General features: G+C 63.5%; 25 protein-coding genes and 2 pseudogenes. 13 read left to right on the forward strand and 14 right to left on the reverse strand.

All coding sequences use genetic code 11. The annotated features are described in order from the left end of the window. Positions 1 to 27: 27 nt before the first annotated feature. Both CGZ66_RS02430 and CGZ66_RS02435 read right to left on the reverse strand, forming a co-directional pair. Positions 28 to 864 carry a GNAT family N-acetyltransferase gene (locus CGZ66_RS02430; protein ID WP_095081219.1) on the reverse strand — a complete coding sequence of 279 codons (837 nt, stop codon included), beginning with the start codon at positions 862 to 864 and terminating at the stop codon, positions 28 to 30. 101 nt (positions 865 to 965) lie between these two features. Further along, on the reverse strand, positions 966 to 2,195 hold the full coding sequence (locus CGZ66_RS02435; protein ID WP_095081220.1) for a GNAT family N-acetyltransferase: 1,230 nt from the start codon (positions 2,193 to 2,195) through the stop codon (positions 966 to 968). Between the two features lie 91 nt (positions 2,196 to 2,286). Between CGZ66_RS02435 and CGZ66_RS02440 the strand changes: the two genes are divergently transcribed. After that, entirely contained in the window at positions 2,287 to 3,345 is a 1,059-nt protein-coding gene (locus CGZ66_RS02440; RefSeq protein ID WP_095081222.1) for a polysaccharide deacetylase family protein, read from the forward strand. A gap of 23 nt (positions 3,346 to 3,368) precedes the next feature. On the opposite strand, the gene CGZ66_RS02445 is transcribed toward CGZ66_RS02440, so the two are convergent. After that, entirely contained in the window at positions 3,369 to 3,584 is a 216-nt protein-coding gene (locus tag CGZ66_RS02445) for a DUF2842 domain-containing protein (RefSeq protein WP_095081317.1), read from the reverse strand. Positions 3,585 to 3,769: 185 nt separating this feature from the next. Here CGZ66_RS02445 and CGZ66_RS02450 point away from each other — a divergent pair, with 185 nt between their 5' ends. After that, on the forward strand, positions 3,770 to 4,861 hold the full coding sequence (locus tag CGZ66_RS02450; protein ID WP_095081318.1) for a COX15/CtaA family protein: 1,092 nt from the start codon (positions 3,770 to 3,772) through the stop codon (positions 4,859 to 4,861). Positions 4,862 to 4,880: 19 nt separating this feature from the next. Here the strand turns inward: CGZ66_RS02450 and CGZ66_RS02455 are convergent, their stop codons facing one another. From CGZ66_RS02455 to speB, 4 genes and pseudogenes are all read right to left on the reverse strand, one after another. Beyond that, positions 4,881 to 5,204: a hypothetical protein gene (locus CGZ66_RS02455; RefSeq protein WP_095081224.1), complete on the reverse strand. Its 324-nt coding sequence runs from the start codon at positions 5,202 to 5,204 to the stop codon at positions 4,881 to 4,883. 82 nt (positions 5,205 to 5,286) lie between these two features. Beyond that, positions 5,287 to 6,130 (reverse strand): annotated as a pseudogene (locus CGZ66_RS02465) (aminoglycoside phosphotransferase family protein). Beyond that, entirely contained in the window at positions 6,127 to 7,053 is a 927-nt protein-coding gene (gene argC / locus CGZ66_RS02470) for an N-acetyl-gamma-glutamyl-phosphate reductase (RefSeq protein WP_095081229.1), read from the reverse strand. Before argC ends, CGZ66_RS02465 begins: the two are co-directional and overlap by 4 nt. 31 nt (positions 7,054 to 7,084) lie before the next feature. Next, on the reverse strand, positions 7,085 to 8,095 hold the full coding sequence (gene speB, locus CGZ66_RS02475; RefSeq protein ID WP_095081232.1) for an agmatinase: 1,011 nt from the start codon (positions 8,093 to 8,095) through the stop codon (positions 7,085 to 7,087). Between the two features lie 124 nt (positions 8,096 to 8,219). On the opposite strand from speB, the gene CGZ66_RS02480 reads away from it, so the two are divergent. Next, the gene (locus tag CGZ66_RS02480; RefSeq protein WP_095081234.1) at positions 8,220 to 9,428 is read left to right on the forward strand and encodes an acyltransferase family protein; all 1,209 of its coding nucleotides are present in this window, start codon (positions 8,220 to 8,222) and stop codon (positions 9,426 to 9,428) included. Between the two features lie 144 nt (positions 9,429 to 9,572). Continuing rightward, on the forward strand, positions 9,573 to 10,631 hold the full coding sequence (locus CGZ66_RS02485) for a glycerophosphodiester phosphodiesterase family protein (RefSeq protein WP_095081236.1): 1,059 nt from the start codon (positions 9,573 to 9,575) through the stop codon (positions 10,629 to 10,631). Between the two features lie 306 nt (positions 10,632 to 10,937). Here CGZ66_RS02485 and CGZ66_RS02490 read toward each other — a convergent pair whose 3' ends face one another. Further along, positions 10,938 to 11,810: an aldo/keto reductase family oxidoreductase gene (locus CGZ66_RS02490; protein WP_095081238.1), complete on the reverse strand. Its 873-nt coding sequence runs from the start codon at positions 11,808 to 11,810 to the stop codon at positions 10,938 to 10,940. A 91-nt stretch (positions 11,811 to 11,901) separates the two neighbouring features. Here CGZ66_RS02490 and CGZ66_RS02495 point away from each other — a divergent pair, with 91 nt between their 5' ends. Beyond that, positions 11,902 to 12,801 (forward strand): LysR family transcriptional regulator, encoded by a 900-nt coding sequence (locus CGZ66_RS02495; protein ID WP_095081240.1) that lies wholly within the window; start codon positions 11,902 to 11,904, stop codon positions 12,799 to 12,801. Positions 12,802 to 13,015: 214 nt separating this feature from the next. Here the strand turns inward: CGZ66_RS02495 and rpsI are convergent, their stop codons facing one another. From rpsI to CGZ66_RS02510, 3 genes are all read right to left on the reverse strand, one after another. Continuing rightward, entirely contained in the window at positions 13,016 to 13,498 is a 483-nt protein-coding gene (gene rpsI, locus CGZ66_RS02500) for a 30S ribosomal protein S9 (RefSeq protein WP_095081242.1), read from the reverse strand. Position 13,499: 1 nt separating this feature from the next. Continuing rightward, on the reverse strand, positions 13,500 to 13,964 hold the full coding sequence (gene rplM / locus CGZ66_RS02505; RefSeq protein WP_010915638.1) for a 50S ribosomal protein L13: 465 nt from the start codon (positions 13,962 to 13,964) through the stop codon (positions 13,500 to 13,502). A gap of 215 nt (positions 13,965 to 14,179) precedes the next feature. After that, positions 14,180 to 14,644 carry a PaaI family thioesterase gene (locus CGZ66_RS02510; protein ID WP_095081320.1) on the reverse strand — a complete coding sequence of 155 codons (465 nt, stop codon included), beginning with the start codon at positions 14,642 to 14,644 and terminating at the stop codon, positions 14,180 to 14,182. Between the two features lie 213 nt (positions 14,645 to 14,857). On the opposite strand from CGZ66_RS02510, the gene CGZ66_RS02515 reads away from it, so the two are divergent. The 7 genes and pseudogenes from CGZ66_RS02515 to CGZ66_RS02545 all read left to right on the forward strand — a co-directional run bounded on the left by CGZ66_RS02515 (position 14,858) and on the right by CGZ66_RS02545 (position 19,423). Further along, entirely contained in the window at positions 14,858 to 15,679 is an 822-nt protein-coding gene (locus CGZ66_RS02515; protein ID WP_095081244.1) for an enoyl-CoA hydratase, read from the forward strand. A gap of 2 nt (positions 15,680 to 15,681) precedes the next feature. After that, positions 15,682 to 16,104: a VOC family protein gene (locus tag CGZ66_RS02520; RefSeq protein WP_095081246.1), complete on the forward strand. Its 423-nt coding sequence runs from the start codon at positions 15,682 to 15,684 to the stop codon at positions 16,102 to 16,104. After that, positions 16,104 to 16,223 (forward strand): annotated as a pseudogene (locus CGZ66_RS02525) (AAA family ATPase); the annotation flags it as partial. The gene CGZ66_RS02520 and the pseudogene CGZ66_RS02525, both read left to right, overlap by 1 nt. Positions 16,224 to 16,273: 50 nt before the next feature. Continuing rightward, a complete protein-coding gene (locus tag CGZ66_RS02530; RefSeq protein ID WP_095081247.1) occupies positions 16,274 to 17,032 on the forward strand; it encodes a GNAT family N-acetyltransferase in 759 nt (252 codons plus the stop codon). After that, positions 17,019 to 17,540, forward strand: coding sequence for a CoA-binding protein (locus CGZ66_RS02535; protein ID WP_095081248.1), 522 nt, complete (start codon positions 17,019 to 17,021; stop codon positions 17,538 to 17,540). Before CGZ66_RS02530 ends, CGZ66_RS02535 begins: the two co-directional genes overlap by 14 nt. Before the next feature lie 251 nt (positions 17,541 to 17,791). Beyond that, on the forward strand, positions 17,792 to 19,072 hold the full coding sequence (locus CGZ66_RS02540; RefSeq protein ID WP_095081250.1) for an O-acetylhomoserine aminocarboxypropyltransferase: 1,281 nt from the start codon (positions 17,792 to 17,794) through the stop codon (positions 19,070 to 19,072). A gap of 6 nt (positions 19,073 to 19,078) precedes the next feature. Beyond that, positions 19,079 to 19,423: a cupin domain-containing protein gene (locus CGZ66_RS02545; RefSeq protein ID WP_095081251.1), complete on the forward strand. Its 345-nt coding sequence runs from the start codon at positions 19,079 to 19,081 to the stop codon at positions 19,421 to 19,423. A 70-nt stretch (positions 19,424 to 19,493) separates the two neighbouring features. On the opposite strand, the gene CGZ66_RS02555 is transcribed toward CGZ66_RS02545, so the two are convergent. Genes CGZ66_RS02555 through CGZ66_RS02565 form a run of 3 tightly spaced genes read right to left on the reverse strand, consistent with a single transcriptional unit; the run spans position 19,494 to position 22,574 of the window. After that, complete coding sequence (locus CGZ66_RS02555; protein WP_245330976.1) at positions 19,494 to 20,222, reverse strand: transporter substrate-binding domain-containing protein; 729 nt, start codon at positions 20,220 to 20,222, stop codon at positions 19,494 to 19,496. 12 nt (positions 20,223 to 20,234) lie between these two features. Next, entirely contained in the window at positions 20,235 to 21,299 is a 1,065-nt protein-coding gene (locus CGZ66_RS02560; RefSeq protein ID WP_245330977.1) for a hypothetical protein, read from the reverse strand. A gap of 24 nt (positions 21,300 to 21,323) precedes the next feature. Beyond that, complete coding sequence (locus CGZ66_RS02565; RefSeq protein ID WP_095081326.1) at positions 21,324 to 22,574, reverse strand: cytochrome P450; 1,251 nt, start codon at positions 22,572 to 22,574, stop codon at positions 21,324 to 21,326. 103 nt (positions 22,575 to 22,677) lie between these two features. Between CGZ66_RS02565 and CGZ66_RS02570 the strand changes: the two genes are divergently transcribed. Continuing rightward, on the forward strand, positions 22,678 to 23,781 hold the full coding sequence (locus tag CGZ66_RS02570; RefSeq protein ID WP_095081253.1) for an NAD(P)/FAD-dependent oxidoreductase: 1,104 nt from the start codon (positions 22,678 to 22,680) through the stop codon (positions 23,779 to 23,781). Positions 23,782 to 23,808 lie beyond the last annotated feature (27 nt).

Here is a 23,808-nt window from a genome sequence, read left to right on the forward strand (position 1 = left end):
AGATCCCAGGCGGACGCTCCGCCTGATCTATCCCAATTCCAGGGTCGTCACGCCGAACAGGCGCTGCAGGCCGAGCGCCGGGGCAGGGCCCTTGTACATGCGGGTGGTCTTGAAGGTCGGCGCAAAGCCGGCAGCCTCCAGCGCCGCAATGAAGCCGGCCTTTTCGGCGGGAACGTCGATGTGCAGGTCAGCGCCCTCGCAGGCCCCCGCCAGTCCGTCCAGCAGCTGCAGCGCCGTGTCGTTGCTGTCGGCAAACAGCGGGCCGATCTTGAAGTCCGAGCGGCACGGTCGAGCCACGGCATAGCCGGTGGTGCCGCGCGGGCTGACCGCCGCCAACGCATGATGCGGCGCCTGCAGCCATCGCTGCAGGAAGGCTCGCCGGGGTGCCGGAAAACAATATGCGTCATAAGCGATGATGTCGGGCACGAGCTTGGCCGTCACCGTGTGCAACCCATCGGCCTTGACCGTCGAACCTGCCGCGCGGCCGCTATAGCGGATGGTCTCGTAGGCGGGTTCGAAGCCCTTGCGCCTGTAATTGGCGCGCTGCTCGGCGACACCATCGAGGCCGACGGTCCTGCCGGCAAGCCTGTCCATGCCGGCGTCCCACACCGCCTTGCCGTAGCCTTTGCCGCGCTTGTCCGGCCGGCAGATGTAGAGGCCGATGAAGCCGAATCCGCTTCCATAGGCCACTGCCGAGATTGCCGCGACCATTTCGTCGCCGGCAAAGGCGCCGATAAAGCCCGCGGGATCCGCAGCCTGGAACATCGCCGCGTCTTCAAGACCAGGGTTCCATCCTTCCGCCGCCGCCCAGTCGACGAGAACCGCCAACTCATGCAGCGACAGCGTGCGGATGGTCGGCATCATCGTCCTCACTCCGTGGCGACAACTTAAGGCTTTGACGACATCGAGGCCGATCTCGATCTCTGAGTCAAACCTGCCCTTAGAGAAGCCCGGAATTTCCGAAACTAGCTCTCATTCTCGCCGGTCGTGGGCGCTGCTTGTCCGGCAGTCTTGCGGCGCAGCATCTTGGTCAGCTTCCAGATCGTCGGGCTGTTCTTGATGAAGGCTTTGAACCTTGCGCCTTGCCGGAGCGTCACCGCCAGCGCGCGGCCCTTCAGCGTCAAGGGAACCAGCACCTCGAAATGCTGGGTTTCGATATCGCACCATAGCCGCTTGTAGGGCTCGTCGCCGACAGAGAAGTCATAGACGGCAAAACCGGTCTCGCAGGCTTCCTGGATGTTGTCGAAGAACAGGAAGTCGCCGGGACTGGTGTTGCCGAGATCGTCCTCGGCGATCGCTCCGAACTCGCAGATCAGGCGCTTACCCGAGCGGCTTGATCCGGTGACGGCGCGGAGCTTGCCGGCCACCTCGAGCCCGTGCAGCAGGAAGGAGGGCTTGTCCTCGGCAAGCGCGTTCGTGAACAGCGATCGGAAGAAGGCGCGCACCTGCTCGTCGCCAAAGACGTTGGAGATGCCCATCTTGCGGAAGCGGAATTCCTTCATCTCGAAAAAGGCATCGAGCAGCCTGTCCACCTCGTCCGCCGTGCGCGCCTTGATGCGCCGGTGGGCGCCGACGGCTTCGAACTTGCGCATCTGCGAGCGGTGCTTCTTGCGCTTGCGCTTGCCGCTGGCGCGCAACAGCAGCGCATCGAAGCCACCGCCGAGATCGACGGCCAGCGACAAGTTTGGGCTGGCAAAATGGTCAAGCAAGGCGAGTGGATTGGTGACACCGTCGAGATCGGGCAGCAACCGCTCGAGCGCGACGAGATCGATGTCCGGGCGTGCCTTGGCGATGGTCGCCAACAGCGATCGAATGGCCGGGATATCCGCCCTGGCCAGCCATTGCGGATCGGCGGCGACAAAGTTGCCGTTGGCGTGGCGGTCGCCCATGAAGCGGGCGACGCGGTACGGACCTTTCGCGGTGACCTCAAGGGCCAGCGAAAAAACCGGCCGGCCTTCGGCGCTGAGCGTCGCTATGAGCAGATCCGGTCCGACCTGCTCGGCCCAGTTCAGTATCCAGCCGGCACTCTGCGCCGGCGCAAACAGGGCCGAGCGGCAGAACCCGGCATAGGCCGCGAGCCCTTCCGCGGATGTCACGGAAATCGACAGGCCGGCCTGGTCTCCCGGCAAGGCTCGCGGCGACGCCTCGGTTGCAGCGAGCCGATTGCCGTCAAATGACGCTGTTGCGTCAACCATACCTCAATCCTTAGGGCGTACTGATGGCGATTTGGGGAGCCGCATAGGCGCATTCCGTGCTTGGTTTAGCCTAGGCGCAAAAGGTGAATGAATGATCGACGGGGGCGAGGCAATCCGGAAACTGGCGCTGAACGTCGCCCGTTATTCCGGTCTTGCACCGCTGGCCAAGCCGTTCATCGGCGGCATTGGCGCCATACTTATGCTGCACCGCGTGACCGCGACGCCCGAAAAGCCCGACAGCGTCAACCGTCATCTTAACATCGCGCCTGGCTTCCTCGATGCTGTGATCGCCGACATGAAGGCGAGCGACTATGCCTTTGTTTCGATGGACGAAGCGGTCGAGCGCATCAAGGCGGGCGGCAAGGGTGGCGAGTTCGCAACCATCACCGCCGATGACGCCTATCGCGACAACATGACGGAGGCGCTGCCGGTGCTGGAGAAGCACGGCGCGCCGATGACCATCTATGTCGCGCCCGGGCTGATCAACGGCACCGCCGATTTGTGGTGGGATGTGGTTGAGGACATCGTCAACGTGCGCGACAGCCTCACCCTGACGCGGCCGAATGGCCCGCTGGTGATCGACTGCTCGACCCCGGCGAAGAAGTTACAGGCCAACATACGCCTTCATGTCTATCTCACCTCCGAAGTCCGCGAGGAGGACCTGCAAGCCGTGCTGCGTGACCTGGCTCGCTCGAATGGCGTCGACGCCGACGGCCCGCGCCTGCGGACACTGATGAACTGGGACGAAATCCGCAGCATCGCCGCGCATCCGCTGGTGGCCATTGGCGCCCATACCATCAACCACAGCAATCTGAAGCGGCTTTCCGAAACCGATGCGCGGCACGAGATCGGCGCCGTGGGTGACATGCTGCAGGCCGAACTGGGCGAAAGGCCCAGCCATTTCGCCTATCCCTATGGCTATGCCAGGGCAGTGGGTTGCCGCGAAGTGGGCTTTGCCCGTGACGCCGGCTATGCCTCTGCCGTGACCACGCGCCATGGCGTGCTGCGCGCCGAACATGCCGGGTTCCTGCATGCCTTGCCGCGCATTTCAGTCAACGGCCGCTACCAGAGCCTCGCTCATATCCGCACCATGCTGTCGGGCGTGACCACGCCGCTCGCCAACGCCGGCAAGATGCTCGTCACGATCTGACTGCGCCGGGGCCGGGTTCCGGTTCAGCGCTTCGCCTTCGGCTCCAGCATCAGCCACTTGATGATGCCCATCGCCGGCAGCACCCACAGCAGGCCGCTGAGCAGGAAGAACAGGAAATGCACCCACGGGCTCGACTCCGAGAGCCGGGCGACCGCGAAGATCGATGCGACCAGCGCGTAGACGATGACCAGCGCCACCAGCAGGAACGCTCCGATCAGCTTTTTCAGGCGCACGGGCATGTTGGCCTCCTGGTCTAGGCCGCCGGGACCTCGCAGGTCCGGCAAGCTCATCGCTTCGCATAGGCCTTGACGCGACCCTGTGCAACCGGTGAGACGCGGCGCGACGGCGTGCCGCGCCGTCTGGTCTTGCCAGCAAGGGTGCGATGGTCCACCAATCCGCCAAACCAATCTGCCGGGACAAGACCATGGCTGCCATATCAGCTGCCGCGCCCTTCGTGGCCCGCGACCGCGACCTGTATAATCGGGCGCTGCTGCGCGGCTGGCTCTATGTCGTGGTGCTGGTGCTGTTTGCGCTGGTGCTGGTCGGCGGCGCCACCAGGCTCACCGGTGCCGGCCTGTCGATCACGGAGTGGAAGCCGATCCATGGCGTGATACCGCCGCTCAACGACGCCGAGTGGCAGGAGGAATTCCAGCTCTACCAGCAGATCCCGCAATATGCCGAGCTCAACAAGGGCATGAGCATCGAGGCGTTCAAGTCGATCTTCTGGTGGGAATGGGCGCACCGCATCCTGGCGCGCAGCGTCGGCCTGGTGTTTGCCTTGCCGCTGTTGTTCTTCTGGGCGACGCGCCGCATCGAGCGCGGCCTGGGGCCAAAATTGGTGGGCATCCTTTTGCTCGGCGGCCTGCAGGGCGCCATCGGCTGGTGGATGGTGGCCTCAGGGCTGGTCGACCGGGTTTCGGTCAGCCAGTACCGGCTGGCAACCCATCTGACGCTGGCGGCGCTGATCTTCACCGCCACCATGGTCGTTGCGCGTGGGCTGGCGCCGCATTCCGAACCCGCCGCCGACCGCTCGACGCAGAGGCTGGCCGGTTTCATCGTGTTTCTGGCGTTGATCCAGATCTATCTCGGCGGCCTGGTCGCCGGGCTCGACGCAGGCCTGAGCTACAACACCTGGCCGTTGATGGACGGCAAGCTCATCCCGGGTGATTTGCTGATCCTGGAGCCGGCGTGGCGCAATTTCTTCGAAAGCCCCAAGACGGTGCAGTTCGTCCACCGGCTCGGCGCCTATACGGTGTTCGTCGTGGCCTTCTGGCACATGATCGCCACGCGTCGGCGCCTCCCTGGAACAACGCACGCCCGCCGCGCCACGCTGCTGTTTGCGCTGGTTTTGGTGCAGGCTTCGATCGGCATCGGCACGCTGCTGATGCATGTGCCGCTGCATATGGCACTGACCCATCAGGGGTTTGCGCTCATCGTGCTGGGCTTTGCCGCCGCGCATTGGCGCGGCACCAAGGGTGCCTATCCCTTGCCGCACGAAATCGCGCTCAGGAGCTGATCCCGAGCCGATCGGCCGGTCACATCCAGAATTCGTTTGACGCTGTCGTCTTCTCGCCGTCGAATTCCGCCTGGCGCAAGGCGGCGCCGGATGGCGTTGACTGGCTCTGAGCGGCCTTGGCCGCCTTGTCGGCGTCGGCGGCCCTGAGCGCATCAAGTTTGGCCTGGGCGACAGCGATATCCTGCTGCACCTGGGCGGCCTGGACCTGGTCCTTGATCGCCTTGGCCTGGTCTTCCAGATCCTGGATCTGCTTTTCGAGCGCGGCTTCCTGGGCTGCATTGCTCGATGAACTGGACGAAGCATACTGGGTTGCCTGGGAGGAACCCGAAATCGCGCTGACCATGACAATTCCCTGATGGAGCCACGCAATGTGAGTAGCCCATCATGGTGAACAAGCCCTTACCGTCGCCGTTTGACCGGCTGGATCAGAAGCTTGGCCGCACCGCCCGGATCGCCTCGGCGATCGACAATTCGCGGTTCTCCTCGACCGCGTTGTCTGGCCGAGGTCTTCGCCAAAACGCTGGGCCAGGCTCCGCGCGCCATTCTTGATCATGCCATCGCCTATGGTTGCCTGTCGGCATCCTGGCATCACGAAGACGTATCCGCGATCCGCTCCGGATCGAGGCAAAGATCGTCCCGGTCGAGCGGGTTGTAGAACATGTTCGCGGCGTCGAAGCCGGGATCGCCAAGCACACCCTTCGGGTCGATCGCCAACCAGCCGCGCGACCCGTGCAGGATGTTGTCGTGATGCAGGTCGCCATGCAGAGGCATGATATCGTGCGGATCGGCCAGCAACCGATCGGCGATTGCCGCGGCCTCGACATAGAGACTGTCATGGCCGGCGTTGCGGTCGCTCGCGGCTTTCCTGAACAGGCTGGCAAACCGCTCCCTGAGCGGCTGCAACTCGGGCGGGAAGGGGTCTTTCCCAGGCGAAAACAGTTTCGCCATCACTTCGGCCGCGATTTCAGTGGCGGCGTTGTCGCCCTCTTTGTCGAGAACCTGCTGCAGCAGGGTTTCACCGGCATATTCGAGCAGCATGCTGTGGCCGTGGCGGCCAAGCAGGCGGACCGCGCCGTCGCCGCGCCGCCAGGCGAGATAATGCTCGCCGCGCAATTCGTCCGCGACGTCGTCGAAAGGCTTGAGCGCCTTGACGATCGCCGGCGAACCATCCTCGTGCCGCACCTTCCAGATGCGGCTCGAAAAGGTTTCGGCAATAAGTTCGGGCGCGCTGACCTTCCAGCGCGTCGGAAAGACAGGTGCGTCCATCAGAGGCCGAGCATCAAGTCCATGTTCTGCACGGCGGCACCCGAGGCCCCCTTGCCGAGATTGTCATAGACCGCCAGCAGCAGAGCCTGTGCCCGTTTGTCGTTGGCGAAGACGTAGACCTTCATCCGGTTGGTGCCGTTGTAGATCTCCGGATCGATCTCCGGCATGCGCTCCAGATGCGCATAGGGCGCCACCTCGACCACACCGCCCTCGATGGCGGCGAAATGGTCGGCAATCGCCGCATGAAGCTCCGCACCCGTCGGCACATGGTCGAGACCACCGAGTTGCAGGGGCACCACCGTAATCATGCCTTGTGCGAAATTGCCCACCGCCGGCTGCATGATCGGATCATGCGACAGCCTGGCATAGGCCCTGAGTTCAGGCACGTGCTTGTGCTGCAAGGTGAGGCCATAGGGCAGGAACTCCGAGGCGTTCTCGCCCTTGGCGACATAGTCCTCGATCATCGGCCGTCCGCCGCCCGAATAGCCGGAAATGCCATTGACCGTGATCGGGAAGTCCGCCGGCAGCAGGCCGGCGGTGACCAGCGGCCGCAGCGTCGCGATCGGTCCCTGCGGCCAGCAGCCGGGGTTGGCGACGCGTTTTGCCGAGGCGATCGTCTTTGCCTGTTCCTTGTCCATCTCGGCGAAACCATAAGCCCAGCCTTCGGCGACGCGATGCGCGGTCGAGGCGTCGATGACCTTGGTGGTGTCGTTGGCGATCAGCGAGACGCTTTCCTTCGCCGCGTCATCGGGGAGGCACAGGATGGCGACATCGGCGGCATTGAGGAACTCGGCGCGCGCCGCCGTTTCCTTGCGGCGCTCGGCAGGAACGGAGATGATTTCCAGGTCACCGCGCTCGGCAAGCAGCGCCCTGATCTGCAGGCCGGTGGTGCCGTGCTCGCCGTCGATGAAGATTTTCGGTTTCATTTGCCTGATCAAATTCCCTGATATCTCAAGACTATATGCCCTGACCGTGATTCACCGCGGCACCGTTGTGGTTGCCGTTGTTGTTCAGCTCTTCCAGCCGGGCCTTTCGTTCGGCCAGCAGGCCGAGATACTGCATGGCCACCATCGAGCCGGCGATCGCCGTTATATCGGCGTGATCATAGGCCGGCGCAACCTCGACGACATCGGCGCCGACAATATCGATCTGGTTGAGCTGGCGCAGCGTCGACAGGATTTTTGCCGAGGACGGCCCGCCGGCAACCGGCGTGCCGGTACCGGGCGCATAGGCCGGGTCGAGGCAGTCGATGTCGAAGGTGAGATAGGTCTTCTTGCCGCCGGTGCGGTCGACGATGGCATAGGCGATATCGGACGCGCGCATCTCCTCGATTTCGTGACCGTAGAGGATCTTGATGCCGAACGTGTCGGGCGCGTGGGTGCGGATGCCGATCTGGATCGAGCGGTCCGGATCGATGATACCTTCATTGACGGCACGGCCGACAAAGGAGCCGTGGTCGATGCGCTTGCCGTCGTCCGGCCAGGTGTCCTGATGGGCATCGAACTGCACCAGGGCGAGCGGGCCGTGGATGGCGGCATGCGCCTTGAGCAACGGCCAGGTGACGAAATGGTCGCCGCCGAGCGACAACAGGAAGGCGCCGGATTTGAGGATCTTCGCCGCTTCGCGCTCGATCGTGCCGGGCGTCTTCTGGTGGTTGCCCGAATCGAGCAGGCAATCGCCATAATCGACCACCGCGAGATGCTCGAACAGATCGCGTGAAAACGGGTATTGCGGGTCGTTGTCGAGGATCGCCGAGGCGCGGCGGATCGCCTGCGGCCCGAAGCGGGCGCCGGGCCGGTTGGTGACGGCGGCGTCGAAGGGAATGCCCCATATCACCGCGTCCGCGCCCTTCACGTCCTTCGTGTATTTGCGCCGCATGAAGGACAGCGCGCCGGAATAGGTCGGCTCGAGGGCAGCACCCGTTTTGGAGCGGGCGGTGAAGGCATGGTCGATGTTGTTGGTCGCCATTACGGGTCCTTGTTTTTCATCGGGGTGCAACAACTACAGAACCGGCACGGAAGATGCCAGTCACAGCTTGGGGAGACGAAATGGCGCCCCTCAAGTGCCATGGCAAAACAGGATTTGTATCATCATGACGCAGACCGCGTTTCTTAATCCTCCCCGCGCCGTGGTGTCGACCCACAGCGGCACGATTGCCGGCGAACGCTTCCTGGTTCTCGATTCGTGGCGCGGCATCTGCGCGCTGATGGTGGCGCTGTTTCACTTCCCGACCGGTTCGACGATTTCGCAAAGCGCCTTCATCGGTTCGTCCTACCTCTTCGTCGACTTCTTCTTCGTTCTTTCCGGTTTCGTCATCGCCAGCAGCTACGGCAACCGGCTCAGCCAGCCGGAAGAGGTGGCTCGCTTCGCCCTGATCCGCTTTGGCCGCATCTACCCGCTGCATTTGCTCATGCTGGCCGCTTTCGCCGGCTTCGAGCTGCTGCGGCTGGCGCTGCCGCAACTGCACGGCACCGGGGCAGCTCCCTTCACCGGAGGTTTCGACCTCAGGAGCCTGCTTGCCAATCTTCTCTTGCTGCAAGGCGTCGGCTTCGAGGATCACCTGACCTGGAATGCGCCAAGCTGGAGCATTTCGGCGGAGTTCTTCGCCTATCTGCTGTTTGCGGGCGTGGTCTTCGTCGCCGGCGAGCTCGCCTGGATATGGTTCGTCGGCGCTGCCGTCACCGCGCCGCTGTTCCTGCTTGGCTTCTCGACCCATCATATGGATGTGTCCTTCGATTTCGGCTTCATCCGCTGCCTGTACGGCTTCTCGCTCGGCGCCTTGCTTGCCTGGTTTCAGCATGATTCCATTGCAGGGGCGCGACAGGCCCTGGCCAGGGGCGGCCCGCGCATGGCCTGGACCCTTGCCGAGATCGTCATGGTCGCCGTCATCGTGCTTTTTGTCTCGCTGTCGGGCGACAATGATTTCGGCATCGCGGCACCCCTGGTGTTCGCGCTGGCGCTGTTCCTCTTCGCGCATGAAGGCGGCTGGATCAGTGCTCTGCTGAGGACGCCGTTCATGCTGACGCTCGGCGCACTGTCCTATTCGATCTACATGGTCCACATCTTCGTCCAGGCACGCATGATCAACATCGCCGGGCTCGTCGAGCGCAGGTTTGGCCTGGGCCTGATCGACGACATCGTGCTGCGCGGCCAGCCGGCGACCGGCTTCGGCGCCGGCTGGACAGGGGCCGTGGCGATCATCGTTATGCTTGTCGCCACCATCGCCGCCTCCTGGATCACCTGGCGTTTCGTCGAAATGCCGGCCATGGCCTGGTTCCGCCGGCTGTCGAAACGCATCTGATGCGAGCATGATCCCGAAAGAAAGTGGAAGCCGGTTTTCGGAAAGGGATCATGCTCAAACAAGACATCAGCTAGCCGGCGTCGTTCACCGGGCTGTCACGGGCATCGCCTATCCGGGTTTCGATCCGGCAAGGAGCGATTCTCGATGCGGACCATCTGGCAGAGCCTTCTGCTTTGCGCGGCACTTGCGGCCGCCTCTGGCCAGGCCTTGGCCGGCGAAACCCGCGCCAGGCAGATCCTCGACCGCTTCGAGCATGCCAACCAGTGGCGCGACCACGTCATGATCGCCGCGCATCGCGCCGGCAGCATGCAGGCCGGCAAGACGCTCTATGCGGAAAATTCGATCGCGGCCGTCAAAGGTTCGATCGCCATGGGCGCCGAAATCGTCGAGGTCGACATCAGGCGCTCGAAGGACGGTGAGTTGGTCGTCATGCATGACAGCTGGCTCGCCCGCACCACGACCTGCAGGGGCGAGGTGGCAAAAAACACGCTGGCCGAACTGAAGACCTGCCGATTGGTGGTTGAGGGTACCGGCGCCATCACCAATGAGACAGTTTCGACGCTGCGCGAGATGCTGCTGGCGACCAGGGACCAGATCCTCATCAACCTCGACAACAAGCTCGAGGTCGGCGACCTCTCCGGCATGATTGCGGTGGCTCGCGATCTCGGCATGGCCGAACAGGTCATCGTCAAGGAAAACCTTTGGAACTCCACCCGGATTGCCACGGTCAAGGCCGCCATGGATGCCATAGGCGGCGGCTTCCAGTTCATGCCGATCATTGCTGACGACGCGGTGCACGATGCCGCTTTCGCCGAGACGGTCGACCACGCCTTTTCGCCGCGCGCGACCGAGCTGATCAACTGGCGGGCAGGCGCCGAGACGCTGACCGAGACCGGCGGGCCGCTGTTCAGCACGCGCATGCGCGCGGCCGCGGTGCGTGGCAACTGGCACATCTGGGCCGACACCTACGCCATCGTCAACAAGCCGGGCGGCTTCCTCGCGGGTGGCCGCGGCGACGAGCTGGCGGTCCAGGCCAACCTGCCGCGAGAGACATATGGCTTCTGGGCCGATCGCGGCGCCACCATCATCCAGACCGACGAGCCGAAGGCGGCAATCGACTGGCTGGCGGCGAATGGCTACCGCGTGCCCTATGCCGACGAGGCGCGGCCGGCTGAGCCGGCGAGTACGGCGAGCATCAACTAGGAACGTTGGCGCCGCACCCCGCCTGGGAATGCCAGCGCCGTCACCCCGCCCGGCGCTACGCGCCGACCTCCCCATCGAGGGGAGGTAGAGGTTGCTGCTAACCGCGCGCGCCGAGTGGCTGCAAGGCAAAAGTCTGTCGCCAGTTGGTCGTCGGAATGTTTGCAGAGCGATGGCAAACCTGGGCGCCCTACCTCCCTTGATGGGGAGGTCGGCGCGCAGCGCCGGGTGGGGTGACAGCCGTCCCCCAAAAAAAGGCTGCCCGAAGGACGGCCTTCTGCTTATGCAACTGCGCGCAGTGCTGCGCCGTCAAGCCGCCGCCGCCATACCATCCAATTCCCTGAGCACATTATCCGAAAGCTTGAGTTCGGCGGCAGTGAGGTTCTCCCGCAGATGCGCTACCGATGATGTGCCGGGGATCAGCAGGATGTTGGGCGCGCGCCGAAGCAGCCAGGCGAGCGCGACCTGCATCGGCGTGGCGCCGAGGCGCTGCGCCACATCGGACAGCGTCGAAGACTGCAGCGGGTTGAAGCCGCCGAGTGGGAAGAACGGCACGTAGGCGATGCCGTCGCGGGCGAGGTCGTCGATCAGGGCGTCGTCGCTGCGATGCGCCAGATTGTACTGGTTCTGCACACAGACGATCTCGGCGATCCGGCGTCCTTCCCTGATCTGGGTCGATGTCACGTTGCTCAGTCCGATATGCCTGACCAGGCCTTGGCGTTGCAGTTCGGCCAGCACGGTAAGCGGCGCTTCGATCGACCCCTCGGCAGGACCATGGGTATCGAACATGATGCGCAAATTGACCACGTCGATCACCTCGAGGCCGAGGTTGCGCAGATTGTCGTGCACCGCCCGGGTTAGCGCTTCGGCGGAAAAGGCCGGCAGCCACGAGCCATCCGCGCCGCGCCGCGCGCCGATCTTGGTGACGATGACCAGATCCTTGGGGTAGGGGGCCAGCGCCTCGCGGATCAGCCGGTTGGTGACGTGCGGGCCATAGAAGTCGCTGGTGTCGATGTGGTCGACGCCTTGTGCAACGGCCTCGCGCAGCACTGCCAGTGCCGCGTCATGGTCCTTGGGCGGCCCGAACACACCGGGCCCGGCGAGCTGCATGGCCCCGTAGCCAAGCCGTTTCACGGTGTGGCTGCCAAGGATGAAGGTACCGGCCTGTTGGATAGTGGACATGATTGATCTCCCTTGAGGAGGCGAAGATAGGCGCTGCTCAATCTTGTGATAATCAGGTACAATCCACACAGGCTGTACGGAATTGCGAACAATGATGGATCTCAGTGACCTGAACGCCTTCGTGGTGGTGGCGCGCGCCGGGGGCTTTCGCGATGGTGCGCGCGCCAGTGGCGGCAGCGCCTCGGGCTTGAGCGAGGCGGTGCGTCGCCTGGAAGCGCGGCTCGGTGTCAGGCTGTTCAACCGCACGACGCGCAGCGTTGTCCCGACCGAGGCCGGTCTCAGCCTGCTGGAGAGGCTCGGTCCGGCGCTGTCGGAGGTGGAGGCCGCCCTCGATGTGGTGAATGGCTTTCGCGACAGGCCGGCGGGCTCGTTGCGTCTCAATGTGCCGGTCAGCGCCGCGCGGCTGATATTGCCCGACATCGTCCCAGGCTTCCTCGCCGCCTTTCCCGGCATCCGGCTGGAGGTGATCGCCGACGAGAATTTTGTCGATGTGCTGGCTGCCGGCTGCGACGCCGGCATCCGCTACGACGAGCGGCTGGAACAGGACATGATCGCGGTGCCGATCGGACCGCGCGTGCAGCGTTTCGCCACCGCCGCCAGCCCTGCCTATCTCGATCGCCATGGGCGGCCGCAACATCCGGGCGACCTGCTCGCCCATGCCTGTGTGCGCGGCCGCTTTGCCAGCGGCGCGATGCTGCCGTGGGAGTTCGAGCGCGACGGCGAGGTGGTGCGCATCGATCCGACCGGGCCGCTGATCGTGCGGATCGGCGGGGCGACCGATCTGGCCGTCGATGCGGCCATCGCCGGCACCGGCATCATCGGCCTGTTCGAGGGCTGGCTTCGCCCTCACTTCGAAAGCGGCGCGCTTGAACCAATTCTCGAACCCTGGTGGCAGAGCTTCTCCGGCCCGTTCCTCTATTATCCCGGCCGCCGCCTCGTGCCGGCCCCGCTGCGGGCGTTCATCGACTATATCAAGGCCGGCAGAGCCTGAGACCTGCGCCAGGCATGAATTGCGTTGGCGCCGTCCACCCCGCCCGGCGCTACGCGCCCACCTCCCCATCGAGCGGAGGTAGGGTGCCGCGCTCTTCTACCTCCTCTCCTTGACGGGGAGGTTGCGCCGAAGGCGCGGGTGGGGTGATGGCGGAGCCGCAAAACAAAAAGGCCGCCCGAAGGCGGCCTTTTCGATTGGCAAAACTGCGGAGCGCTTAGCGCTTCGAGAACTGGAAGCTGCGGCGGGCCTTCGCCTTGCCGTACTTCTTGCGCTCGACGACGCGGCTGTCGCGGGTCAGGAAGCCGCCCTTCTTGAGCACGGCGCGCAGCGCCGGCTCGTAGTAGGTCAGCGCCTTGGAGATGCCGTGGCGCACCGCGCCGGCCTGGCCCGAGAGGCCGCCGCCGATGACGGTGGCGACGATGTCGTACTGGCCTGAACGGTTCGAGGCGATGATCGGCTGGTTGAGGATCATCTGCAGGACCGGACGCGCGAAATAGGTCGCGAATTCCTTGTCGTTGACGATGATCTTGCCGGAACCCGGCTTCACCCAGACACGCGCGATGGCGTTCTTGCGCTTGCCGGTGGCGTAGGCGCGGCCCGACTTGTCGAGCTTCTGGACATGGACGGGTGCCGCGGCCTGCGCGTTGGTGTTGCCGGTGGCGGCGCCCAGTTCTGCGAGCGAGGAAAGCTCAGCCATCTTATGCGACCTTCTTGTTCTTGGAATTCAGCTTGGCCACGTCGAGAACTTCGGGCTGCTGGGCGACATGCGGATGCTCTGCACCTGCATAGACGCGCAGGTTCTTCATCTGCCGACGGCCGAGCGGGCCACGCGGGACCATGCGCTCAACGGCCTTCTCGACGACACGCTCGGGGAAACGACCCTCGAGCAGCTGGCGCGCGGTGCGCTCCTTGATGCCGCCGGGGTGGCCGGTGTGCCAGTAATAGACCTTGTCGGTGAACTTCTTGCCGGTGAACACCACCTTGTCGGCATTGATGACGATGACGTTGTCGCCGTCGTCGACATGCGGGGTGAAGGTCGGCTTGTGCTTGCCGCGAAGATGATTGGCGATGACAGTGGCGAGACGGCCGACGACGAGACCCTCGGCGTCGATCAGGATCCACTTCTTCACCACATCCGCAGGCTTCTGCGAAAAGGTTGTCATGTTTTCTGCTTTCGGTTCGGACCTTCACCAGGGAAGGCGTTTCTTGTTGCTTGGATTGGCGAAAAGCGCTTGCCCGCCGCCAATAACAAAACGGCGGCCTTTGCGGGCCACTGCTTCGTGAGGGCTTATAGGCGAGGGCAGCCGTCGCGTCAAGGCTAACGAAAAGGGGAACAGCAGGAAAAGTAAAGCAAAACCAACGTCTTGGACAAAAGGTATTATTTTACCACATCACCAATTCGCTTCGGCGGGATCGAATACGTGCCGGTGGCATGCGCCACGGTGTGTCCGTCCGGGCCGGCGACGATGTCGATGTCGAACACCATCAGGCTCTTTCCCAGCTTCAGGATCCGGCAATGGCCATCGATCGGCCCGGCTTCGGCCTTGCGGACGAAGTTGATGTCGAGGTTGACTGTAACGGAAAGCGCGTCCGGCCCGGCATGAGAGAGCACGCAGACATAGCCGCCGATATCGGCGAGCGTGAACAGCGACGGACCCGACACCGTTCCGCCAGGGCGCAGGTGCCGCTCGTCGGCATTGAGCCGCACGAGGCAACCGCCCGGAAACACGTCGATCGCCTCGTAATGTTTGTACTGGTCGTTGAGCTGGGGATAGACGCTTCCCATCAGCACGTTGACTTCCGCCGCGGTCAGCACCGGCTTGAGATTGCTCTGGGCGGGCATGGCGGTCTCCCTCGTATGCGCCTGTTTGAACGCGGCCGGGCCTTCTGGCAACACCGTTTCAGCCGTCATTGATGACAATCCTAAGCCACCGGGACAAATGCAGCGCAGCCTTGTCGCTTGTGCCAGCAATCTGTTTGATGGTGTTGGACGAGGCGCGATGGCGTACTAGATTGAAGCATCCAACCCACGATCCTGAATCGCGGAGAAACGACCATGGCTGAAATCCTTGCCATCAAGCCTGCCGCCGTTGAAGGTCCGGTTGTCGCACAACTGGACAAGGGCGTGCTGCGCCTCACGCTTGCCAATCCGCCTGCCAACGCTCTTTCGCTGGCGGTGATGGCGGCGCTGACCGCGGAACTCGAGCGCGCCAAGGCCGACAAGGCGGTTCGCGTCATCGTTCTCTCGGCAGCCGGCAAGGTGTTCTGCGCCGGCCATGATCTCAAGGAAATGACGGCGCGCCGTGCCGATGCCGATCATGGCAAGGCCTTTTTCGCTGAGACGTTTGCGGCCTGTGCCACGCTGATGCAGGCGATCGTGCGTCATCCCTTGCCGCTGATCGCCGAGGTCGACGGCCTTGCCACAGCCGCCGGGCTGCAACTGGTCGCCAGCTGTGATCTGGCAATTGCGTCGCATGAGGCGACCTTCTGCACCCCCGGCGTCAACATCGGCCTGTTCTGCTCGACGCCGATGGTGGCACTGTCGCGCAACGTCTCGCGCAAGCATGCGATGGAGATGCTGTTGACCGGCGAGACGATCGATGCGGCAACCGCCAAGGAGTTCGGCCTGGTCAATCGCGTCGTGCCGCGTGAATATCTGAATCAGATTGTCACCAAATACGCGCAAACCATTGCTTCCAAATCATCTTTGGTGGTCAAGACCGGCAAGGAAGCCTTTTACGCGCAGGCTGAGATGGGATTGGCCGACGCCTATGCCTACACCGGTCGGATCATGGTCGACAACATGCTGGCGCGCGACGCGGAGGAGGGCATCGGCGCCTTTATCGGCAAGCGCAAGCCGCAATGGACGGACGAGTAGTCGTGGAACCGCGCATCTCCATCATCACCATCGCGACGGACGATCTCGACCGCGCTGTGCGCTTCTACGAGGCGATGGGCCTGACCCGTCATGCCGGCATCACCGACGGTGTCGCCTTTTTCCAGATGGGCGGCGCCATTCTCGGCCTGTTCCCGCGCGCCAGCGCAGAGGAGGACTCGGGCGTTGCCTTCACTGGGGCGCCGTCCGCCGTCTACCTTGCTTACAACACACGCTCCGATGCCGAAGTCGACGAGGTGCTCGCCATGGCCGAAAAAGCCGGCGGCCGTATCGTCAAGCCGGGCGGCCGCGCCTTTTGGGGCGGCTGGTACGGTTATTTCGCCGATGCCGATGGGCATGTCTGGGAAGTGGCGCACAATCCGGCCTTTCCAATCGCGGAGGACGGCACCATTTCCCTGCCTGGCTGATGACCTGTCGTAAGCAGCTGACGCGGCTCAAGGCACCCTATCTCAAACGCATCCGGCTTGACTGGAACCTGCCGCTGTTTCGCGACCACGATTTCGAACTCGAATTCACCACGCCGATCTGCACCGATCCGCAAGCTTTTGTGCAGGAAGCGCTGTCGGAGGATGATGCGTGACCGACGACGATCTCAACTTGCGCAGCGAACAGGCGTGCCGCGAAGCCTGGCCGGCAGCGGCCGAAACCGCCGTCGACGGCTGGCTTCTTAGGCGCTCCGGTGGCCGGACCCGGCGCGCAAACTCGGTCAATCCCTTGCGTGGCAAGCGCGGCGCGCCCGACAGGGTGATCGACGCTGCCGAGTCCTTCTATGTCGGCCACGACCAGACGCCGCTGTTTCGGGTGCCTGATATCGCCGATGAACTTGAAGGCGCACTCGACCATCGCGGTTATCAGCTCGAAGGCGGAACCATCCACCTTTATGCCGGTATCGACGACCTGGCGGAGATCCGCGACGGGCGCGTCACTGTATCGCCGGTGCCCGCCGAAGACTGGCTCGCAGCGCGGTTTCGCATAGGCGCCTACGACGACATTGATCGCCGCGTCTTTCGCGAGATGGCGGGGCTGATCGCCGGCGACCGGGCGTTCGTATCCTGCGAACGCGACAGCGAAATTGCCGCCCTGGCCTATGGCGTCATCCGAAACGGGCTGCTTGTGGTGGAATCGGTTGAAACCGACGGCCGCTTCAGGCAGCAAGGCCTGGGCCGCAAGACGGTCGGCGGTCTAATCGACTGGGCACGACGGGCGGGTGCTGACGCGGCATGCCTGCAAGTGGTGGCCGACAATGCGCCAGGCCGTGCGCTCTATGCTTCGCTTGGGTTCAGCCGTGAACTTTACCGCTATCACTACCGCAGGAAGCCGCATGAACCACGATAGTTACGACAACACCTACATCGCCGGCATCCTCAATTCGGTGAAGACCATCGCCATGGTTGGCGCGTCCGCCAATGACGTGCGCCCAAGCTATTTCGTGCTGAAATATCTGCTGGCCAAGGGCTTTTCGGTGTTTCCGATCAACCCTGGCCAGGCCGGCAAGCAAATCCTCGGCCGGATGACCTATGCTAGGCTGGCTGATGTTCCCGAACCGATCGACATGGTCGACATCTTTCGCGCGGCGTCGGCAGTGCCGGGCATTGTCGATGAGGTGTTGCGGCTCGATCCCTTGCCGAAAGTCCTCTGGATGCAGCTTGGCGTACGCCATGACGAGACAGCCGCGCGCGCCGAGGCTGCCGGCATCAAGGTGGTGATGAACCGCTGCCCCAAGATCGAATATGGCAAGCTGTCCGGCGAGATCGGTTGGACTGGTGTCAATTCCGGCGTGCTGTCGTCGAAGAAGCCGTTGATGCGCCCCGGGTTCCAGAGTTTCGGCGTTCGCCAGAAATGATGCATGTCGCCCAAAAGTGCGCAGCGGTTTTGAGACAACGACATGCATCAAAAAGGAGCCTCTAAGGCGCGTCGGATAAAGTCCTTCAAACGCGGCGCGCCTTGGAAGCAAAAATTATTCCGCAAGGTCGTGTATTTTCTCGCGTCCCGGCCGCAGATCGTTCGCCGAAGGGCATTTTCTTCTTTGCATTCGCGTCCGGGCTTCGCCAAGAATGCCCGGCCATTTCAAGAGTTTCAAAAAGAGAGGTTTCGATGACCCGCACGCCCGGTTTCAACACGCTCGCCGTCCATGCCGGCGCCAAGCCTGACCCGGCGACCGGCGCGCGGGCCACGCCGATCTACCAGACGACCTCCTTCGTCTTCGACGATGCCGATCACGCCGCCTCGCTGTTCGGGCTGAAGGCCTTCGGCAACATCTACACCCGCATCATGAACCCGACGCAGGCAGTGCTGGAAGAACGCATCGCGGCCCTCGAGGGCGGCACGGCGGCGCTTGCGGTCGCCTCCGGCCATGCCGCGCAAGTGATCGTGTTCCACAATTTGATGCAGCCGGGCGACAATTTCGTCGCCGCCAACAAGCTTTATGGCGGCTCGATCAACCAGTTCGGCCACGCCTTCAAGAATTATGGCTGGGAGGTGCGCTGGGCCGACACCAATGACATCTCGACCTTCGAGAGCCAGATCGACGACAGGACCAAGGCGATCTTCATCGAGAGCCTCGCCAATCCGGGCGGCACCTTTGTCGACATCGAGAAGATCGGCGACATCGCCCGCAAGCACGGCCTGCCGCTTATCGTCGACAACACGCTGGCCTCGCCCTACCTGATCCGCCCGATCGAGCACGGCGCCGACATCGTCGTCCATTCGCTGACCAAATTCATCGGCGGTCACGGCAATTCGATCGGTGGCGCCATCGTCGACGGCGGCACCTTCGACTGGTCCAAGTCGGGCAAGTACCCGATGCTGTCGGAACCGCGCCCCGAATATGGCGGCCTTATCCTGCACGAAACGTTCGGCAATTTCGCTTTCGCCATTGCCGCACGCGTGCTTGGCCTGCGCGATCTCGGCCCGGCGATTTCGCCGTTCAACGCCTTCCTGATCCTGACCGGCCTGGAAACCTTGCCGCTGCGCATGCAACGCCACTGCGACAATGCCGTGACCGTCGCCGCCTGGCTGTCCAATCACCCTAAGGTCGCCTCGGTGAATTATCCCGGCCTGCCCTCAGACAAGAACCACGCGCTGCAGAAGAAGTACTCGCCGCAAGGCGCCGGCGCCGTGTTCACCTTCGGTCTCAAGGGCGGCTATGACGCCGGCGTCAAATTCGTCGAGGCGCTGGAACTGTTTTCGCACCTCGCCAATGTCGGCGACACCAAGTCGCTGGTCATCCACCCGGCATCGACCACGCACCGCCAGCTTTCCGACGAGCAGAAAGTCAAGGCCGGAGCCGGTCCGGACACTGTGCGGCTTTCCATCGGCATCGAGGACGTCAACGACATCGTTGCCGACCTCGAACAGGCGCTTGCCAAGGTCTGATCGATCATGACCGCGTTTCTTTCCGTCGACATCAAAAACGTGGAACCCGAATCTGGCGCGCCGGCGCCGGATCGGCTGATCTCGGGCGATCCGAAATTCCGCACCTGGAACGTCGAGGAGCGTGACGGTGGCCTCTATGCCGGCATCTGGGAATCGACCCCGGGCAAATGGCGCATCGTCTATGACGAATGGGAATTCTGCCACATCCTGTCCGGCGTTTCGGTGATCGCCGAAGAAGGCGGTGCGGCGCGCACCGTCAAGGCCGGCGACAGCTTTGTGCTCAGGCCCGGCTTCAAGGGCAGTTGGGAAGTGCTTGAAACGACCCGCAAGGAGTATGTGATCAAGCTCTAATGCATGTCGCCCAAAAGTGGCCCCGGTTTTGGGGGAACGACATGCATAAAAACAGGCATCCAGGCCGGGGTCAGACGACGCGATCGATATCGCTGTCCGAAAATCCGTATCGCGCCATCATCTGCCGGTGCCAGTCACCGCCCAGCAATTCATCGAGGCAAGCATCGATGTCCCTGAGCAGGGCGCGGTTGCCCTTGGCGATTGCGAAGGCACCGGCCGATGGCTGTTTTTCGCTGGCCGGGACCTCGACAAGGCCAAGCGGCATTTCGGACCGCTGGGTCAGATAGCCTCGATGCGCCATCGCAACGCTGGCATAGGCGTGCACCACGCCGTTGGCGACTGCATCCGCTGCGTCGGCCTGGGTTGCAAACATCCTGATCTGCTCCGGCGCAATCCCGTTGTGCAACGCCGTGAGATGCTGCACCTGGTCGGTAATGACGCCAAGCAACGCCGTCCGGTCGCTGGCAATGGACTGGTAGCCGCCAAAGCCGCGCGGATTGTCTTTCGCGACCAGCAACCCATCCTGCAACGCCCAGATCGGCCGTGTGAAGTCGACGATCTCTTGGCGCTCGTCGGAGACGAACAGGCCGGTCGTCATGGTCCAGCGGCCCTCGACCAGCCCTGGCAGCAATTCAGCGAATTCGGTCTCGATCGGCCTGAAGCCCGCCAATCCGAGCTTCTCGCCGAGCCTGCGCGCAAGCTCGACGTCACAGCCTGAGACCTCGCCCGATGCACCGGTGAAGCAGAATGGCGGCTCTTCGAGGAAGGCGAATTTCAACTCCGTCAGATGTTTGGGCAAACCGTCGCCATCCTATTTCGCCGGGAACTGGCTGAGGCAGGCCTCCGATGCCTTGTCGTGGAAGGTCAGGGCATTGGCGTCCTGTGTCTCGATATCGGCGTCGGAAATCTCGTTGCGATAGTACTGCGCCACGAGATCAAGGCCTTCCTGGCTGATGCCCTGGGTGGGCATTTCGCGCGCAAGGCAGCCGCAAAGGCTGAGCGCTCGGTCCGGTGAGCCAACCTTGTGGTTGGTGAGGATGAAGTCCTGCGCTGGACAGGCATCGAGGAAGCCGGCGAAATTGAGCTTCTGCTGCGGCTGGTCGCCATGATTGAAGTAGGCCGGCGGCCATTGGCTCTTGCCGCTGGCGACATCGCAGCCGGTGCCGACATCCTCGGCATTCTTCAGAAGCGCCTGCCAGGCAATCTCTTTCGCGCCCGTCGGATATTCGAAATTCTCGCCCAGCGATGCGGTGTACATATCGAGATCGGGCTGCGTGAAGCCGGTCACCTGAAACCGGCTGAACCGGCATTGGCATTCAGCGCTCACGCGTTCCGCTTCACCCTCCGCCGGCTGCTCGTTGGATCTGCTTTTCCGGCAGGCCGCCATGAAGGCGGCGCCATCGAGCGACGAGGCAGGAAATGTAGAGGCGTCGACATAGCGTTTTCCGTCCCAGCCGATCATCATCTGGTCGGTCTGGATGTCGAGAAAACCGTTTCGTTTGAAGGCGCTGAGCCCGATCTTGTCCTGCGGCACCAGCCTCGCACCGGGAATGTCGCCGAGGACTTCCTGGTAGCTGTCGCCTTCGAGGACGAACAGGAAGTTGCCGCAATGGATGCCGTCGCAGTCCGGCGCATAGCGATAGGCGAAGATCTCGGGAAAGCCGTCGAGGTTGAGATCGACCTCCACCGCAAAGGATGGCGGCGGGAAATCCTTGGCTCCGGTCTGCCGCTCCAGCAGGCCGGCCGCCATTTTCTGGGCGATCGCCACGCTGTTTTCCCACGGGATGTTTTCCGGCTGTTGCTGGGCATGCGCCACACCGAGGCATGACAGCATTGCCACTGCGAACGCCGTCGCCGGTCTCGAAAACACCCTCATGTCGCAGCCCCAGGCCCGCGATCGTCAGAAGCCGACGGCGAGCGTTTCCAGCCCATGGAAATGGTAAGTGTCGCGGAAGCGCGGCTGTTCGGCAAGATGCAGCTTTGGCTGCCGGTCGAACAAGGTTTTCAGCGATAGCTGCAATTCGAGCCGGGCCAGCGGCGCACCGATGCAGAAATGGATGCCGGCGCCGAAGGATACGTTCTTCTGGTCGGCGCGATCCGGGTTGAAGGCGAGCGGTTCGGCGAAGGCGCGCGGGTCATGATTGGCCATGCCAAGCAGCAGCCCGATCGTCTGGCCCGGCTGTACGACGATGCCTGGCGCGACTTCGAACTCCTGATAGGCGTAGCGCGTGAACATGTGCAGTGGCGCGTCGAAGCGCAGGCACTCCTCCACTGTCGCCGCGGTCGCTTCGGGTGAGCTGAAGAAGCGACGGGGATCGCCGCCTTGCGCCAGGATCGAGCGCACGGCATTGCCGGTCTGGTGCACGGTCGCTTCATGGCCGGCATTGAGCAGCAGGATCGCCGAGGACACCATCTCGTCCTCCGACAGTTTCTGGCCGTCCTCCTGCGCCGAGATCAGCAACGACAGCAGGTCGTCACCGGGGTTCTTGCGCCGCTCGGTGATATGGCCGCGCAGGAAATCGGCAAAATCGCCTGCGGCGCGGTTGGCCGTCTCCTCGGTTTCGCGCGTGCGGCTATGCATGTACATGGCGACCATCTGGTGCGACCAGTCGAGCAGTTGCGGCCCCATCTCGACCGGCACGCCGAGCATTTCTGCAATGATGGTGATCGGCAGCGGCGCCGCGAAGGCGGGCAAGAGGTCGACAGCCTTGCCTTGTTCGAAACGGTCGATCAACTCGTTGGCGAGCGCTTCGACGCGTGGCCGCAGCCGTTCGACCTGGCGCGAGACGAAGGCCCGGTTGACCAGCGTTCTCAGCCGCGTGTGCACCGGTGGCTCCAGCTCCAGCATCGAATTGGCTTCGATGCCGTCGAATGCCTTGAGATGGCTGCGGTCCTGGCCGACACCGCGCCTATCTGGAACGCCGGCCGGGTTCTGCCGGCCGAAGCGACGATCGCGCAGCAGCCGGTTGACGTCGTCGAAGCCGCCAAAGCACCAGAAGCCGAACTCTTCCCAGAAGGATGCATTCGAGGTGCCGTGCAGAAAGGCGTAGGCCTCGTAAGGATCTTGAAAAAAGGCAGGCTCGTGCGGATCGAGCCGCAGGTGGCGGATGGCTGGATCAAAGGCCAGATAAGGTGGCGTCAATTTGGTCATGCCAGACCAATAGCGCGGCTTGCCAGCCCGGTTCCAGACCGTATGTTGCGCCCGATAGCCCAATGCGTTGAGCCAGCCATATGGCTGCGGAAAGACTGAACTGATGAATGTGATCGTTGTCGGCGCGGGCATTGCCGGTCTTTCCACCGCGTGGTCGCTGGTCAAGGCCGGCCACAGCGTTTCCATCGTCGAGCAGGGACCGATCCCCAACCCGCGGGCGGCATCGGGCGACCATCACCGCATCATCCGCCGCGCCTACCGGGCCGGTACCGGCTATGGCCGGCTGATCACCGAAGCCTATCAGGCCTGGGACGAGATGTGGGCCGATCTCGGCGAAAGCCACCTCGATCCCAGAGGCTTTGTCTGCATCTCGCGCGCGCCGGGCGACGAGGCCGAGGAATACCGCGAGGGCCTGGAGGAGGGGAATTTCCCTTTCGAATTGCTGGAGCCGGATGCGGCCGCGCAACGCTGGCCGTTTCTTGAGGCTGGCTCGTTCCGCTATGCCTATTTTTCGACCGAAGGCGGTGCGCTGCACTGCCGCAAGATCGCCTCCGGCCTGGCCAAATGGCTGCGGACCAATGGCGCCAATGTCTACGAGAACAGCAAGGTCGTCGAAATCGCCGAGGAAACCGGCCACATCGCGCTCGAAAGCGGCGAAACCATGCAGGCCGACCGCATCGTCGTCGCTGCCGGTGCCTGGGTGTTGAAACTTTTCCCGGAACTGGACGGCGAACTGAAAACCTATCGAACGGCACTTGCCTATGTCGAACCGCCGGCCGACCTCAAGGCCGCCTGGCAGGCAGCACCGGTCGTCCTCGATGTCGGCGGTACGGTCGACGGCCACGTGATCCCGCCTTCCGGCGGCGGCGGCATGAAATTCGGTTCCGGATTGCACAGGGTGCCGACCAGCGACGCCGACTGGAACCGGGAGCCGGTGCCGGGCGAGGGCGAGGCGATCCGCAACCTGTTTTCGCCGCCGATCGCCCGCATCGATGAGTATGAGGTGACCGAGGTCGTCACCTGCGCCTACACCTTCACCGCCGACGAGACATTCATGGCGCACGAGAAGGGCAGATGCTTGGTCGTCTCGGCCTGCTCCGGCCATGGCTACAAGTTCGGTGCTGCGGTAGGCCGGCGCGTTGCCGCTGCCATTGATGATGGCGACATCGCCGGACTGAAGCGCTGGCTGCGAGCGGAGGTGGCCTGAACCGCACCAGGTCGAAGACTCGCGGCG

Origin of the sequence: Mesorhizobium sophorae (assembly GCF_002270415.1) — a bacterium.
GTDB lineage: Bacteria > Pseudomonadota > Alphaproteobacteria > Rhizobiales > Rhizobiaceae > Mesorhizobium > Mesorhizobium sophorae.